A 15457-nucleotide genomic window follows, 5' to 3' on the forward strand; every position below is an offset into this window, starting at 1 on the left:
CCCACGTGTGCGACAACATCGGCTGCGTTGCCGCGGCCGTGTCTTCGCACCCTTTAGCGCCCGGGCAGGAACCTCGACGGGTCGACGGGTTTGCCCTGTTGGCGGATCTCGAAATGCAGTTTGACCGAGTCGGCGTCCGAATCGCCCATTTCCGCAATCATCTGGCCCTTGGCCACATTGTCGCCTTCCTTGACGACAATCTTGCGGTTGTGCGCGTACGCCGACAGCAGGCTGTTGTTGTGCTTGACGATGACGAGATTACCATAACCCCGGATGCCACTGCCAGCGTACATCACCTTGCCGGCGCCCGCAGCCACCACCTGCTGGCCGGGACGGCCGGCGATGTCGATGCCCTTGTTGCGGCCTTCGTCGAAGGTGGCGACGATGCGGCCCTCGGCCGGCCACATCCAGCTCAGCCTGTTGTCGTCGTCGCTCGCGGCGACCACGGCCGGCGCCGGAGCGCTGGGCGCCGGGCTGGCCGGCGCCGCCGGACGGACCGGCTCGTTGCGTGCGGGCGCGTCCGGCTGGGTGCCGGCGACATTGTCGTTGTACGGCTGCTTGTCGGCGCGCGGCGCGGTCTTGCGCGGCGGCGTCGGGCTCGGCGGCATTGGCACCGGCTGGGTCTGCACATTGGCGCTACGTTCGCCGCGTTCCGGCGCCACGCGCAGCGTCTGGCCGACCTTGATGTCGTCCGGGTCGCGCAGGTTGTTCCAGGCGACGATGTCGCGGTAGTTCTGGCCGAAGTCGAGCGCGATGCGCAGCAGGGTGTCGCCGCGGCGCACGGTGTACATGCCCTTCTCGTCCTGTTTCGGTTCCTCGGCACGGGCCGGGCCCGGACGCGGACGCTCCACGTTGGGCAGCGCATTGCGCTCGACCACCGGGGCCTGGCGCGTCAATGAGTTACAGCCGGCCAGCAGGCCGAGGGCGAGGGTGAGCAGTGCTAATCGGGGTGCTTGGTTCATCGTCTTTCTGTTTCTGTTCATGTTCTATGGCGCCGTCCCGGCCCAGTGCCCGGGATGGAAGCACGCCGGCGGACATCGGCGACCGTGGCCGGCCATGCCGGTTGGACCAGGTTCTTCAACGCCAGCGGAGCTGGAGGCGTTGACCCGGCTTGGTGGTACCAGGCCCGCGCGATGCCGGCGAACGCGCCGAGGCGCGCGCGCAGCCTGCGGACGTGCGGCCTATATGGTACCGGGACGCAACGGCACGAAGTGGCACGCTTCCAGCGTTTCGCTGGCCCATTCGCTCTTGCCGATGCGGGTAATGCGTTCCAGGCGCTGGACCTGGGCGCCAACCGGGGCGACGAGGTGCGCGCCGATGGCCAGTTGTTCGAGCAGGGCCCGGGGTACTTCGAGTCCCGCAGCCGCGAGGATGATGCCGTCGAAAGGCGCAACCTGCGGCAAGCCTAGCATACCGTCGCCATATTGCAAACGCAGGTTGGAAATCCTCAGCGGCCGCAGGTTGGTCTTGGCCAGCTCGTGCAGCGGCTTGATGCGCTCGATCGAGTACACTTCGCGCGCCACGAAGGACAGCACCGCGGCCTGGTAGCCGCAGCCAGTGCCGATCTCGAGCACCCGGCCCAGTTGCCGCCCTTCCTGGGGCGAGGCGCGCGTGGCTTCGCGCATCGCTTCGATCATGCGCGCCACGATGTAGGGCTGCGAGATCGTCTGGTTGTGCCCGATCGGCAGCGAGGCATCGATGTACGCCTGCGCCGACAGGGCCGGCTCGATGAACAGGTGGCGCGGCACCGCCTCCATCGCGCCCAGCACCACGCCGTCCTTGACACCCTGGCGCGCCACGCGCGCCACCATGGCGCGCCGCACCGCTTCCGAGGCCATCAGCTCGGAACGCTGCGCGACCGGCGCGGAGGGCGTATGCGCCTGGGCATAGCCGGGCGGACGCGGCGCCGGCGCGGCCGCTGCGGCGCCGCTGCGGCTGGTACCGGTCGCACTGCTGGCGTTGCGGGTGGCGGTCTGGGGCGTAGCCACCGGCGCAGGGGCGGCCGGCTTGCGGCCGGCGCCGCCGGTCACCGAGGACAGCGGCAGTGGGAAGGTGCTGCGCTTGTCGGTGCTGTGCCCGTCGCTCATACGATTCCCCGTAGCAGTTCCAACTGGGCCCGGTGGGTCAGGTCGACCTGCAGCGGCGTGATCGACACGCGCCCCTGCGCGGTGGTGTGGAAGTCGGTGCCCTCGCCCGCGTCGCGGCAGGCGCCGGGCGCGCCGATCCAGAAGATCTCGCGGCCGCGCGGGTCCTGCGAGCGGATGACCGGCTCGGCCTGGTGCCGGCGGCCGAGGCGCGAGGGCGTCAGCGGGCCGATCTGCTCGTAGGGCAGGTTCGGGATGTTCACATTGAACAGGAAGGGCAGCTCGAGCTTGTCGAAGCGGCGCTCGACGACCTCGCGTGCGACCCTGGCGGCGGCATCGATGTGGGCCCAGCCCGGGTTGACCTGCGAGAACGCGATCGCCGGAATGCCGAACAGGTAGGCCTCGGTCGCCGCCGCGACGGTGCCGGAATACAGGGTGTCGTCGCCCATGTTCTGGCCATTATTGATGCCGGAAACGACCAGGTCGGGAGGCGCATCCCCCATCGCGGTCAGGGCGATGTGGACGCAATCGGTCGGCGTTCCATTGACAAAGTGAAAACCGTTGGCAGCCTTCTGGACCGTGAGCGGACGGTCGAGCGTCAACGAATTCGACGCACCCGAGCGGTTGCTGTCGGGTGCGACCACCACGATGTCCGCGATCGCGGACAAGGCATCGGCCAGCGCACTGATACCAGGCGCCAGGTAGCCGTCATCGTTACTGATAAGAATTCGCATGTCTGCGATTTTACCTGAAGCAACGCGCGCTTCGTTCCTTGCCCGCGCGTTTTTGTTTCCTGACGGCGATTTTTTGTGGCGCCGCGCCCGGTCCGGCAGCGCTACAAATTATCATTATCGCAACGCAGGCGGGATGTCGCGTCCGGTTCGGTTCAGCGCCCCCTCCAGTGAGGAAACCAGGTCTTTGTTAAAGGCCAATGCCGCGTCCTTGTCCCCCTCCTGCAGGTAAACCTGTTCGATCATGGCCGTCACGCGCTTGCGTAGCGGATGTGCCACACTCGGCCATTGCACCGAGCGCGCCAGGCTGTCGGCCAGTGCGCGCGCTTCGTGCTGGCTATCCTTGTCCATCAGGTCTTTCAGCTGCGCGCACTTGTGCTGCAGGCTGTCGAACACCGGATGCTCGTCGGGGTGGCCGCCCCCTGTGCCGCGCTCCGGCAGCAGGGTGTGCGCGCCATGGATGCCGCGCACCGCCGCCATGTCGCCCTGGGCCGCGAGGATCTTGGTGAGCGCCTCGCGCGCCTGCCGCGTCGGCTGGGCATAGGGGCCGTCCTGGCGTTCGCGCCCGCGCAGCACGGCTTCGAGCAGCCGCCGTGCGTTGCCGAGATCGCCCATCTCGCCGAGCAGCTGGGCCAGCCGCTGCCCGCAGCGCAGCGTGTCCTCGTGCTCGCTGCCCTGCAGGCGGCGCCGGCCGTCGAGCACGCGCTCGTACAGCACCCGGGCCCGGTCGTTCTCGTGCTGCGCGCCCAGGGTGACGGCCAGGTCTTCGAGGCTGTCGAGGGTGGCGAGGTGGCTGTCGCCCCAGCGCAGCTCGGCCGTCGCCACCACCTGTTCGTGCAGCGCCAGCGCCCGTTCGCGCTCGCCCAGGCTGCCGAGCACGCGGGCCAGGCCCGAGCGGGCCGCCAGCGTCTCGGGATCTTCGGAATCGGTGCCGCGCGCGCAGGCCTGCGCCAGCAGTTCGTAGTGGCGGCGCGCGTTGTCCAGGTCGCCGCTTGCGAAGTACAGGGCCGCCAGGCTGGCCAGGGCGGCGCGCGCATCCGGATGGTCTTCGCCGTGCATGGCGCGGCGCAGTGCCAGGCTTTCGCGCAGCAATTCGGCGGCTTCGGCGTTGCGCCCCTCCTGCCGGCACAGTACGCCGAGCCGCGCAAGGCAGCCCGCCACCCGCGCGGCGGAGGCGTCGCCCTCTTCTCCGCGCGCATGCGCGACCGCCGCCCGCAGGCGCACCTCGGCCAGCGACTGCCACGGGAAGGCGCCCTGGGCGAACCAGGACAGCAGGCAGGCGGCCGGACGCGCCAGCGCACTGCGCGCGGCCGCAGCGCCGCTGCCGTCGAGGGCGACGGCGTCGCACAGCGGCAGCTGCACTTCGTCGAACCAGCTTTCCAGGCCCAGCCGGCTGACGCCGTAGGCCCCGCGCAGCAAGGCTTCGGTGCGCGGCTGGTAGCCGTCCAGCCCCTGCGCCGGGTCGCCGCGCCGCCAGCGCTGGCCCGGGTCGCTGCGCGCGCCGTCGGCACTGCACGCGACCGGATACACCAGCAGCGGCCGCTGCTCGTCCTCGTGGGTGCAACGGTACTCGATGGCGCGGCTGACCACGCCCTCGAAGCCCTCCAGGCTGCCGGGAGCCGGCGTAAACAGGCCGACCAGCTGGTCGGGCACCAGGGTGGTGCAGGCGCTGACGCTCGCCGAGCGGCCGGCGCCGCCTGCCACCAGCACGTGGCGAAAATGGCGCGCCATGCGCGCCGCGAAACGGCGCAGCAGCGCCGGGCAGGCATCGAACAAGGCGTCCCAGTCGAGCCGGCCGGCACGCTCGGCGTAGCTGTCGTCGAAGCGGCCGGCGCGCATCAGGTAGAGCGGATGGCGGCCGTGGGCGCGCCGCATGTAGTCGCGCCAGTCGACCGCGTCCAGGACGGCATCGGCCGATCCGGCCGCGCCCCCAGCAGCGCCGCGGTCGCGCGCCGGGCGGCCGCGGGGCGGCTCGTCGCGCAGTGCATCCCGCAGTGCATCCCGCAGTGCATCCATGTATTCGACCAGGCCGGGCGGGTCGTCGTCGTCCTGGGCCGCACCGAAATAGCGGTGCAGGGACGGCGCTTCGAGGTCCCAGTCGATCACCAGCACCGGGGCCCGGGCCGCGTCGGCGGCCAGCTGCAGCGCCGTCGCGGCCAGCAGGCCGTTGCGGGCCGGGCCGCCTTCGTACGCGTAAAAGGTGCTCACCTTGCCGGGCGTGTCCAGTGGCAAGAGCGTATCGGAAAGCGCAGGTGAAAGCGAAAGACGATCCTGTTCCATAGGGCTCCTCATTTTTTTGGGAAAGTCAGGCTTGGCATTGCGCGCCATTCGGGTGGGACATCGGGAAGCACGAATTGGTTGCAGTCATGGCTGGGTGGCGTATGTGTTTTTTGAAGCTGGTAATGGTCCGCGATCCGTTTCACCATCTTGGCAATGTCCGGCAAAAAATCGGGATTCGACTTGAGATCGGCCGTCGCCATCGTGAAATGCGAGAAGTCGACGTAAAACATGCTCTCGGTAATTTGCGGCGGGAGCGATTCGGGGTGCCGGGTCATGATGACCGGGATGATCAGGCGGCTCGGCAACGGATACCAGGTGGCGCGCTCGCGTTCCAGCAGGCGCATGGCGGCATATTCGCGCCGTGTGTAGGCGTGCGCCTCGTACTTGGGCGTATAAATGAGGATCATGCAGACGCTCTCGCACATCGCGCGGGCGATCTTGCGGTCGAGGTCGTCACCACCGCCCAGTTGTTCGGTGTCGATGAACAGTTCGTCTTCGTTGTCGAAGTGAGGTTCGAGATAGCAGCGCAGCGCCTCGGCCAGGGCGTTCTTGAACCGGTTCATCAGTTCGTGCCTGCCGTGCGCATAGCTGAAGAAACACCCGTAACGGATCGCCATTGCCTGCCCCCTATTCCAGTTTGCTCAAGGCGCCTCCCTGACTCTAGCGCCGCCGACCCCGGTCATTTTGCGGGCGCACAAGCGGGCAAGCGGACTCGGCGGCATCGTTGGAAAGTCGCACGACATGCGCCTTCAGGCATAATCCCGCGGTCTGAAACACGCCACCCGTACTGAAAGGAAAAAAATGAAAGCCGTGCGTTGCAAGGATTGGGGCCCGATCGACAGCCTCGTGATCGAGGACCTGCCCGACCTGGTGCCGGGCGCGGGCGAAGTCGTGGTCGACGTGAAAGCCGCCGGCGTGAACTTCCCGGACGTGCTGACGGTACAGGGCAAGTACCAGGTTCGGCCGCCGCTGCCCTTTACGCCGGGGAATGAATTTGCCGGGACCGTACGCGCGGTCGGCGAAGGGGTCAGCGGCTTCGCGCCGGGCCAGCCGGTGATCGGCTTCACGCGCACCGGCGCCTTTGCCGAGCAGGCCGTGGCGCCGGCGGAGGCCTTGATGCCGATGCCGCCTGGCATGGACTTCGATACCGCCGCGGCGATCACCCTCACCTACGGCACCTCGCACCACGCGGTGGTCGACCGCGCCGCCCTGCAGCCGGGCGAGACCATGCTGGTGCTGGGCGCGGCCGGCGGCGTCGGCCTGGCGGCGATCGAGATCGGCAAGGCGATCGGCGCGCGCGTGATCGCCGCCGCCTCGAGCGACGAGAAACTGGCGGTCTGCCGCGCACACGGCGCCGACGTGCTCGTCAATTACGAGAAGGAAGACCTGCGCGAAGCGCTCAAGGCGGCGACCGGCGGGCGCGGTCCGGACGTGATCTACGATCCGGTGGGCGGCCCGTACAGCGAGCCGGCGCTGCGCTCGATCGCCTGGCGCGGCCGCCACCTGGTGGTGGGCTTCGCGGCCGGCGAGATTCCGAAACTGCCCTGGAACCTGATGCTGCTGAAGGGCGCCTCGGTGGTCGGCGTGTTCTGGGGCGATTTCGTGCGCAAGGAGCCGCAGGCGAACCTGGCGGCGATGCGCCAGATGCTGGGCTGGATGGCGGAAGGCAAACTCAAGCCGCTGGTGTCGCGGCGCTACCGGCTGGAGGAGACGGCGCAGGCGCTGAACGACATGGCGGACAGGAAGGTCACCGGAAAAGTCGTGGTTTGCCCGTAACGGTTGCGTGCCGATTTTGTAGGGTGGGCGGCGTAGCCGCCCACCCTACGCGTTCAGGTCGGCCGCGTCGGCGATCGTCCCCGGCTTGAAGAACTCGATGACCTCCGTCTGCAGCCGCGTGCGCTTGAACGGTGGCAGGCTTTGCCAGATGCGCCGGCCGTAGGGCTTGGTGATGAGGCGCGGATCGCAGATCATCAGGACGCCGCGGTCGTCGACGTCGCGGATCAGGCGCCCTGCGCCCTGCTTGAGCGTGATGATGGCCTCGGGCAGCTGGTGGTGCATGAAGCCGTTCAGGCCCTGCTTTTCCATCACCTCGATGCGGGCGGCCAGCACCGGGTCGTCGGGCGGGGCGAAAGGCAGCTTGTCGATGATGACCAGCGACAGCGCGTCGCCGCGCACGTCCACGCCTTCCCAGAAACTCTGGCTGCCCACCAGCACGGCATTGCCGGCGTTACGGAAGGAATCCAGCAATTCGGTACGCCCGCGCTCGCCCTGCACGAACAAGGGGAAGTCCAGTCCGCGCGCGGCGAACTCTTCGCGCAGGCGCTCGGCCACCTTGTTGACGGCGCGGATCGTCGTGCACAGGAAGAAGGTACGCCCGCCGGCCGCTTCGATCACGGGCAGCGCCAGGTCGACGCAGGCGTCGGTGTACTGGAAGGAATTCGGCTCCGGCAGCCCGGTCGGCACGTACAGGATGCCCTGCTCGCCGTAGTTGAACGGGCTCGGCCAGGTCATGGCGGGCTCGCCGGTCAGGCCCATCTGGTCGGAGAAGTGCTTGAAATCGTTCTTCACCGCCAGCGTGGCCGAGGTGAAGATCCAGCTGCGCGGCGTGCCTTCGCGCTGGCCGGAGAAAATCGGCGCGATCGACAGCGGCGTCTTGTGCAGCTGCAGCGAGGAATTGAAGGCCTCGACCCACAGCACCGCCGCGTCGTCGGCGGCCACCTTGGCTTTCCTGGTGTCCGGCTTCCAGGCCTCGAAGGAAGCCGCCAGCTCCTGCGCGCGGACGCGGCAGGCTTCGATGGTCTCGGCGCGGGCGGCGTGCTCTTCGAGCACGGTGATCATGCCGGCCAGCTCTTCCTTCAGCTTCTCGAGCGCCGGGAAGAAGCTTGATGTCGGCAGGATCTGCGGCAGCGACAGGCGGGTGCCGCCTTCCGGGAAGCTCAGGCGCAGGTCGCGCGCGGCCTTCTCGACCACGGTCACGACCTTGGCCCAGTCCGGGCCGCGCGCGTGCGCCAGGCCTTCGGCCAGCACGTCGCGGCACAGTTCCAGCACCTGCGAGGTGGACACCGACTGGCCGAAGAACAGCGTGGCGGTGTCCGGCAGCTGGTGCGCCTCGTCGAAGATGATGGTGTTGGCCGAGGGCAGCAGTTCGGCCACGCCGGTGTCCTTCAGCGCCACGTCGGCGAAGAACAGGTGGTGATTGACCACGACCACGTCGGCCTGTTGCGCTTCCCTGCGCGCCTTCATCACGAAGCAGTCCTGGTAGTACTGGCACTCGGCGCCCATGCAGCTGTCGCGGGTCGAGGTGACCAGGTTCCAGACCGTGGCGGTTTCCGGCACCTTGGCCAGCTCGGCCTTGTCGCCCGAGTTGGTCATCTTGATGAAGCGCGAGATCTCGCGCAGGTGGCCGACGTCGTCGCGCGAGGTCAGGCGCCCGTTGTTCAGGGTGCGTTCCAGGTGGAAGTGGCAGACGTAATTCGAGCGCCCCTTGAGCAGGGCCACCGAGACCGGCGCGCGCAGCGCGGCGCGGATGGTCGGGATGTCGCGCAGGAACAATTGATCTTGCAGGTTCTTGGTACCGGTCGAGATGATGGTCTTGCCGCCCCACAGCAGCGCGGGCACCAGGTAGGCGAAGGTCTTGCCGGTGCCGGTGCCGGCCTCGGCCATCAGCACCTTCTGGTCGGCGATGGCGGCGGCGATGGCCTTGGCCATCTCGGTTTGCGACTGGCGCGGCTTGAAGGTGCCGACTGCGGGTGCGAGCGGGCCGCCCGGACCGAACAGGCGGTCGAGCTCTTCGTCGTATTTACCTTGCGGACGGGCGCTGCCGGGCAGCACATCACCCTGCGGCGACGTGTCCGCCGGCGTAGCGGCGGCGCCGGAGTCCGCAACGGATGCGGGGAGATGATCGGTCAAAATGTCTGTTTCTTTCATGCCCGGCGCAGCGAGGCGTCAGGCCGGGATATCGGGCACCAGCTGCATCTTCAGCAGCGTAATATGATCCTTGAGCTGCAGCTTACGCTTTTTCAAACGGCGCAGCTGGAGCTGGTCGGCATGGCCGTCGGCGGCCAGCATCGAAATGACGGCATCGAGGTCGCGGTGTTCCACGTCGAGTTCAATGATGCGGCGCTGGATGTCCTGGACGTCGGTCATGATGGCTGTTCCAAACAGTTCTGTACAAGGCGTTTGCGGGGGGGCTCTGGCGGCGGGCGGCGGCGCGACGGTATCGACCGCTTGCAGCCGCTTGTGTTCGGCTTGCAACACCACGGCTTCTCGGTGCATAGTTTAATCTACGCTGAGGTTGCCGCCAACAAAGATTGGTGCAGGCGCTACGGAAATAAAGGTTTATGACAACATACAAGATCGAAGCCGGGACCGCGCAGCACATCGGAAACCGCCCCCAGCAGAACGACCGGGTCGCCCTGCTGACCGGCGCCCGCGCACCCGGCTACGTGCTGGCCCTGCTGTCCGACGGCGTCGCCGGGCCCGGCGGCGCGGACCAGGTCCTGCACACCGCGCGCCAGGTGTTCGACGAATTCAAGCCGGGCGACCGTCCCAGCCTGGAACGCCTGGGCCGACTGCTGCAGGACATCGTCAGCGAGACCCATCTGGTCATCAAGATGAATGCCGTCATGGGAGCAGCCGGCGGCCAGGCGGAAGCGCACGCCAGTTTCGTCGGCCTGCTCCTGAGCCCGCATGGCGATGCGGTATGGGGACATGTGGGCGATTCGCGCCTGTACCGCTTCCGGGACGGCAAGTGCATGGCGCGCACCAGCGACGCCACGTATGTGGATCACCTGGTGTCCAGCGACCGGCTGCCGGAGGAAGCGGCGAAGAACCACCGCAAGTCCAAGCTGCTGCTGAATCTGCTCGGCAACAGCCGCAAGGAACCCTTCTTGACGCTCGGCAGCCATACCGGACTGGCGCCGGGCGATGTATTCCTGTTGGCCTCGGACGGCTTGTGGCATTTCTTCACCGACGCCGAGCTGGCGGCGGCCACCAGCAAGGCCACGCCGCGGCAGGCATCGGAAATGCTGATCAACAAGGCGGGCGAGCGATCGCAGGGCAAGGGCGGCAATTGCTCGATGGTGATCGTGAAGCTGGTGAAGCCGGCGCAGGATGGGCTGGCAGGGAAAGTGGCGCGGGTGGTGTGAGGCGGGCTGGCGCGGCCGACGGCCGCTAGCCCGAAGCAGGCCGCGGCAAGCGGCCTGGCAACACCGTTTACTTCGCGGCCGGCGCGGCGGCCTTGGCCTTCTGCTCTTCCTCGGCCTTGCGCGCCGCCGCTTTCGCCTCGCGCTCGGCCACGCGCCGGGCGACATCCTTCTGCTTCTGCTCCGACTTGCGCTTGCGCTCCTCGAAGGCGCGCGCGTTGGCGGCTGCCTTGGCCGCAGCGCTCGGGGCGCGCGCGGCTTCTTCCTGGGCCTTGGCGTTGCGGCGCGCCATGCGCGACGCGGCCGGCGAGGGTTTCGGCGACGGCAGGGCCGTGGTCTCGCGCGGCGGCGGCGCCGGTTCGGCCGCCAGGCGCGCCTCCTCGGCCTTGAACTCGGCCTCGGCGGCGGCGATTTCCTTGTCGCGCTCTTCCACCTTCACGCGGCGCTTGAAGCGCTCGGCTTCGATCTCGATGTTGCGCTGGGCGACCAGGGCAACCCGGCGGCGCTCCTTGGCTTCGTCCAGGCAGTGGTTCACAAAGAATTTCTCGTAGCAAACCGCTTCGCGCTCGGCATAGCGCGCTTCGATCGCCGCGCGCTCGGCGGCCACCGCCGCCAGACGCTGGTCGGCCTGTTCGAGCGAGGTGGTCGGATCGACCGATTCCACCGATGGGCCCGGCTCGACGCTGGCACAGGCGCCCAGGGCGGCCGCGACCACGGCGGCCCCGACGAGACGATGCATTGCGCGCACTACTGGATGACTGCTCATGGTGTCCTTTCGATCAGGCGATGGCGTCGGCGGCGCCGCGGCGCTCGGCGAGCATGTACTCGCGCGACTGCATTTCAATGATACGCGACACGGTACGGTGGAATTCGTTCGCCAGCATACCCTGGGTGTACAGCTCCTCGGGCTCGACCGCCGCCGACATGATCAGCTTGACCTTGTGGTCGTAGAACACATCCACCAGCCAGGTGAAGCGGCGCGCCTCCGACGACTGCCCCGCCGACATGGCCGGGATGCCGGACAGGATCACGGTATGGAAGCGCGAGGCCAGTTCCAGGTAGTCGTTCTGCGAACGCGGCCCGCCGCACAGGGTGGCGAAATCGAACCAGATCACGCCGCCGGCGCGGCGCAGCGCGCGGATCTCGCGGTTCTCGATATGGACGATCGGGCTTTCGTCGGCGGTGTCGGCCACCTTGGCATAGGCGTCGCGCAGCATGTGGTCCGAGGCGGCGTTGAGCGGCGTGTAGTAGGCCTCTACCTGCTCGAGCGCGCGCTTGCGGTAGTCGTTGCCGGCGTCGACGTTCAGGATATCGAGCTTTTCCTTCAGCAGGGCGATGGTCGGCAGCATGCGGTCGCGGTGCAGCCCGTCCGGGTAGAGCGTGGACGGCTCGTAGTTCGAGGTCATCACGAAGCTCACGCCGTTGTCGAACAGGGCCCTGAGCAGGTTATACAGGATCATCGCGTCCGCGATGTCCGAGACGTGGAACTCGTCGAAGCAGATCAGGCGGTATTTCCTGGCGATGCGCTTGGCGACTTCGTCGAGCGGATCGGCCACGCCCTTGAGCTCGTCCAGTTGGCCGTGCACGGCGCGCATGAATTCGTGGAAATGCAGGCGCGTCTTGCGCACCACCGGCACTACCGAATAGAAGGAGTCCATCAGGAAGGACTTGCCGCGCCCTACCCCGCCCCACATGTAGAGGCCCTTCGGCACGTCCGGGCGGTTGATGAGGCGCTTGAAAGCGGACGACCGCTGGGCCTTGTACCGGACCCAGTCGTCGTACGCCTGCTGCAGGCGGTCGACCGCGGCCTGCTGGGCAGGGTCGGATTTGAAGCCGCGCTCGGCCAGCGCGTGCTGGTAATACTCTTGGACGTTCATGGAATGCTCGGTGTTAAACGTAGGGTGGGCGGGTCTCCCGCCCACGCGTTCGAATCAGGTATCCAGGCCCGCTGCGTGGCTTGCATACGACGTTTGAACGCGTGGGCGGGGAACCCGCCCACCCTACGGGAGACAAGTCCGCCGTCGACGACGGCGGATGTCGGGTGCTGCTTAGAAGTTCAGCGACCGCTTGTCCACCGCCAGCGCGGCTTCCTTGACGGCTTCCGACAGCGACGGGTGCGCGTGGCAAATGCGGGCGATGTCTTCCGACGAGGCCTTGAACTCCATCGCGACCACGGCTTCCGAGATCAGCTCCGACGCGACCGGGCCGACGATGTGCACGCCCAGGATTTCGTCGGTCGTGGCATCGGCCAGGAACTTCACCATGCCCGAGGTATCGCCCAGCGCGCGCGCACGGCCGTTGGCCATGAACGGGAAGGTGCCGGCCTTGTAGGCCACGCCTTCGGCCTTCAGCTGCTGCTCGGTCTTGCCGACCCAGGCGATTTCCGGCGAGGTGTAGATGACCCACGGGATGGTGTTGAAGTTGACGTGCCCGTGCTGGCCGGCGATGCGCTCGGCAACCGCGACGCCCTCTTCTTCCGCCTTGTGCGCCAGCATCGGGCCGCGCACCACGTCGCCGACCGCCCACACGCCCGGCAGGCTGGTGCGGCATTCGTCGTCCACGACCACGAAGCCGCGCTCGTCCAGCTGCAGGCCGACGGTCTCGCCGCCCAGGCCGGTGGTGTTCGGCACGCGGCCGATCGAGATGATCAGGCGGTCGAAGGTGGCCTTCTGCTCGGCGCCGGTGCTGTCCGCGTATTCGACGGTGACGTCGTTGGCGCCCTTGGTGATCTTGCCGATCTTGCAGCCCAGGTTGATCGTCAGGCCCTGCTTGGTGAACAGCTTGTGCGCTTCCTTGGCGATCTGCTCGTCCACGGCGCCCAGGAAGGTCGGCAGGCCTTCCAGCACGGTGACGTCGGCGCCGACGCGGCGCCACACCGAACCCATTTCCAGGCCGATGACGCCGGCGCCGATCACGCCCAGCTTGCCCGGGACCGCATCGATGGCCAGTGCGCCGGTGTTCGACAGGATCAGCTTCTCGTCGAATTCCGCGCCCGGCAGCTGGCGTGCGTTCGAACCGGTGGCGACGACCACGTTCTTGGCGGTCAGCGTCTCGGTGGTCGGGCCGGTCACGTTGATGGTGTAGCCACCCTCGGCCTTGCCGGCGAATGCGCCGCGGCCGTGGAAGAAGCTCACCTTGTTCTTCTTGAACAGGAACAGGATGCCGTCGTTGTTCTGCTTGACGATGGTGTCCTTACGCTTGAGCATGGTCGGCAGGTCGAGCTCCAGGCCGCCGACCTTGATGCCGTGGTCGGCAAAGGCGTGGCCGGCGTGCTCGAAGTGCTCCGACGACTGCAGCAGCGCCTTCGACGGGATGCAGCCGACGTTGGTGCAGGTGCCGCCCGGGGCTGGCTTGCCGGCCGCGTTGCTCCACTCGTCGATGCAGGCGGTCTTGAAGCCCAGCTGCGCTGCACGGATGGCAGCGATGTAGCCGCCAGGACCGCCGCCGATCACGACGACGTCGAATTGTTTCTCGTTACTCATGAATAGCTTCCTTATTTATTCTTCTGGGACAAAGATCCACAACAGCAGATAGACCACCGCACCGAGGCCCGAGGTCACCAGGGTCAGGAGGGCGAAAATCAGGCGCCAGACCCAGGCTTCCATGCCGAAGGTGAGACCGAGGCCGGAGCAGACGCCGCCGAGCCAGCGGTCGCCGCGCAAGCGGCGCAGGCTGCGCAACTGCGCCTCGAAGCCGCCACCCGGGGCGCCAGTCCCACCGGCGCCGCCGGCGTCGCCGCGGTTCTTCTCGAGGCTGACGCGCTCGGCCGCCAGCACCTTCGCCTTGGCCTGCTCGAATTCGGCGTCGCTCAGCGCGCCGGCCTGGTGCAACTCGTGTAAACGCCGAATTTCATCGGAGATCATGGCGGTCCTCTCTCGCGGTCACTGCTGTGTCAGCGGACATGGGCCGGGGGCCGCATGTCCGCGCTGCACTACACGCTGCCGATTACAGGTCGAGCAGCAGGCGGGCCGGATCTTCCAGTGCGTCCTTCATGGCCACCAGGCCCAGCACGGCTTCGCGGCCGTCGATGATGCGGTGGTCGTAGGACATCGCCAGGTAGTTCATCGGGCGGATCACGATCTGGCCGTTTTCCACGACGGCGCGGTCCTTGGTGGCGTGCACGCCCAGGATCGCCGACTGCGGCGGGTTGATGATCGGGGTCGACAGCATCGAGCCGAAGGTGCCGCCGTTCGAGATCGAGAAGGTACCGCCGGTCAGGTCTTCCAGGGTCAGCTTGCCTTCCTTGGCCTTGGCGCCGAATTCGCCGATCTTCTTCTCGATCTCGGCGATCGACATCTGGTCGGCGTTGCGCAGGATCGGCACCACCAGGCCGCGCGGCGAACCGACGGCGATACCGATGTCGAAGTAGCCGTGGTAGACGATGTCGTTACCGTCGACCGAAGCGTTCAGGATCGGGTACTTCTTCAGGGCGGCGACGGCGGCCTTGACGAAGAAGGACATGAAGCCCAGCTTGACGCCGTGTTCCTTCTCGAACTTGTCCTTGTACTTGGCGCGCAGGTCCATGACCGGCGCCATGTTCACCTCGTTGAAGGTGGTCAGGATGGCGTTGGTCGACTGCGACTGCAGCAGGCGCTCGGCGATACGGGCGCGCAGGCGGCTCATCGGCACGCGCTCTTCCGGACGGTCGCCCAGGTTGACGCTCGGCGCGGCCACTTGCTGCAGGGCCGGCTTGGCGGCCGGGGCCGGGGCCGCAGCGGCGGCCGGCTTGTTGGCAACGGCGGCCAGGGCATCGCCCTTGGTCACGCGGCCGTCGCGGCCGGTGCCGGTGGCATCCGCTGCGCTCATGTTGTTGTCGGCCAGGATCTTGGCGGCGGCCGGCATGGCGACGTCGCCCTTGGCGCCGCCCGCCCCTGCGGCCGGGCCGGCGGCAGCCGGAGCGGCGATCGGTGCGTTCGGAGCGGCCGACGGGATCGGCTTCACTTCCAGCGGGCTGGTCTGTGCCGAAGCTTCGGTATCGATGATGGCGATGACTTCGCCGGCCACGACGGTCGCGCCGTCGGCCTTGAGCAGCTGGACGATCACGCCTTCGCTCGGGGCCGGCAGTTCCAGGACCACCTTGTCGGTCTCGATGTCGATCATGTTCTCGTCGCGCGAGACCTTCTCGCCGACTTTCTTGTGCCAGGACAGGAGGGTTGCTTCAGCAACCGATTCCGACAGTTGGGGTACCTTGACTTCGATTTGTGCCATTTTGATGTAG

At 67.6% G+C, this 15457-nt stretch carries 14 protein-coding genes; 2 read left to right on the forward strand and 12 right to left on the reverse strand.

Annotation, left to right across the window (positions count from 1 at the left end; genetic code table 11):
• Positions 1-53: 53 nt before the first annotated feature.
• From AB3347_RS16275 to AB3347_RS16295, 5 genes are all read right to left on the reverse strand, one after another.
• The gene (locus tag AB3347_RS16275) at positions 54-962 is read right to left on the reverse strand and encodes a peptidoglycan DD-metalloendopeptidase family protein (RefSeq protein ID WP_369092835.1); all 909 of its coding nucleotides are present in this window, start codon (positions 960-962) and stop codon (positions 54-56) included.
• Positions 963-1181: 219 nt separating this feature from the next.
• The gene (locus AB3347_RS16280; protein ID WP_369092836.1) at positions 1182-2087 is read right to left on the reverse strand and encodes a protein-L-isoaspartate(D-aspartate) O-methyltransferase; all 906 of its coding nucleotides are present in this window, start codon (positions 2085-2087) and stop codon (positions 1182-1184) included.
• Positions 2084-2818, reverse strand: a complete 735-nt coding sequence (gene surE / locus AB3347_RS16285) for a 5'/3'-nucleotidase SurE (RefSeq protein WP_369092837.1) — start codon at positions 2816-2818, stop codon at positions 2084-2086. The genes AB3347_RS16280 and surE overlap by 4 nt, the downstream gene beginning before the upstream one ends.
• Before the next feature lie 114 nt (positions 2819-2932).
• The gene (locus AB3347_RS16290) at positions 2933-5047 is read right to left on the reverse strand and encodes a tetratricopeptide repeat protein (protein WP_369092838.1); all 2115 of its coding nucleotides are present in this window, start codon (positions 5045-5047) and stop codon (positions 2933-2935) included.
• A gap of 56 nt (positions 5048-5103) precedes the next feature.
• Complete coding sequence (locus tag AB3347_RS16295) at positions 5104-5712, reverse strand: toll/interleukin-1 receptor domain-containing protein (RefSeq protein ID WP_369092839.1); 609 nt, start codon at positions 5710-5712, stop codon at positions 5104-5106.
• Between the two features lie 184 nt (positions 5713-5896).
• Between AB3347_RS16295 and AB3347_RS16300 the strand changes: the two genes are divergently transcribed.
• Positions 5897-6871: an NADPH:quinone oxidoreductase family protein gene (locus tag AB3347_RS16300; RefSeq protein ID WP_369092840.1), complete on the forward strand. Its 975-nt coding sequence runs from the start codon at positions 5897-5899 to the stop codon at positions 6869-6871.
• 45 nt (positions 6872-6916) lie between these two features.
• Here AB3347_RS16300 and AB3347_RS16305 read toward each other — a convergent pair whose 3' ends face one another.
• Positions 6917-8926 carry an ATP-dependent DNA helicase gene (locus tag AB3347_RS16305; RefSeq protein ID WP_369092866.1) on the reverse strand — a complete coding sequence of 670 codons (2010 nt, stop codon included), beginning with the start codon at positions 8924-8926 and terminating at the stop codon, positions 6917-6919.
• Positions 8927-9040: 114 nt separating this feature from the next.
• The gene (locus AB3347_RS16310; protein ID WP_027867157.1) at positions 9041-9241 is read right to left on the reverse strand and encodes a YdcH family protein; all 201 of its coding nucleotides are present in this window, start codon (positions 9239-9241) and stop codon (positions 9041-9043) included.
• Positions 9242-9435: 194 nt separating this feature from the next.
• Here AB3347_RS16310 and AB3347_RS16315 point away from each other — a divergent pair, with 194 nt between their 5' ends.
• Complete coding sequence (locus tag AB3347_RS16315; RefSeq protein ID WP_369092841.1) at positions 9436-10242, forward strand: PP2C family serine/threonine-protein phosphatase; 807 nt, start codon at positions 9436-9438, stop codon at positions 10240-10242.
• A 67-nt stretch (positions 10243-10309) separates the two neighbouring features.
• On the opposite strand, the gene AB3347_RS16320 is transcribed toward AB3347_RS16315, so the two are convergent.
• From AB3347_RS16320 to odhB, 5 genes are all read right to left on the reverse strand, one after another.
• Complete coding sequence (locus AB3347_RS16320) at positions 10310-11005, reverse strand: hypothetical protein (RefSeq protein ID WP_369092842.1); 696 nt, start codon at positions 11003-11005, stop codon at positions 10310-10312.
• A 13-nt stretch (positions 11006-11018) separates the two neighbouring features.
• The gene (gene zapE, locus AB3347_RS16325; protein WP_369092843.1) at positions 11019-12116 is read right to left on the reverse strand and encodes a cell division protein ZapE; all 1098 of its coding nucleotides are present in this window, start codon (positions 12114-12116) and stop codon (positions 11019-11021) included.
• Between the two features lie 171 nt (positions 12117-12287).
• Entirely contained in the window at positions 12288-13721 is a 1434-nt protein-coding gene (gene lpdA / locus AB3347_RS16330) for a dihydrolipoyl dehydrogenase (RefSeq protein ID WP_369092844.1), read from the reverse strand.
• A gap of 15 nt (positions 13722-13736) precedes the next feature.
• Complete coding sequence (locus AB3347_RS16335; RefSeq protein ID WP_369092845.1) at positions 13737-14102, reverse strand: PspC domain-containing protein; 366 nt, start codon at positions 14100-14102, stop codon at positions 13737-13739.
• A gap of 82 nt (positions 14103-14184) precedes the next feature.
• The gene (gene odhB, locus AB3347_RS16340) at positions 14185-15447 is read right to left on the reverse strand and encodes a 2-oxoglutarate dehydrogenase complex dihydrolipoyllysine-residue succinyltransferase (protein WP_369092846.1); all 1263 of its coding nucleotides are present in this window, start codon (positions 15445-15447) and stop codon (positions 14185-14187) included.
• Positions 15448-15457: the final 10 nt, after the last annotated feature.

This window comes from Massilia sp. X63 (genome assembly GCF_041023745.1).
In the GTDB taxonomy this organism is placed as follows: Bacteria; Pseudomonadota; Gammaproteobacteria; order Burkholderiales; family Burkholderiaceae_D; genus Telluria.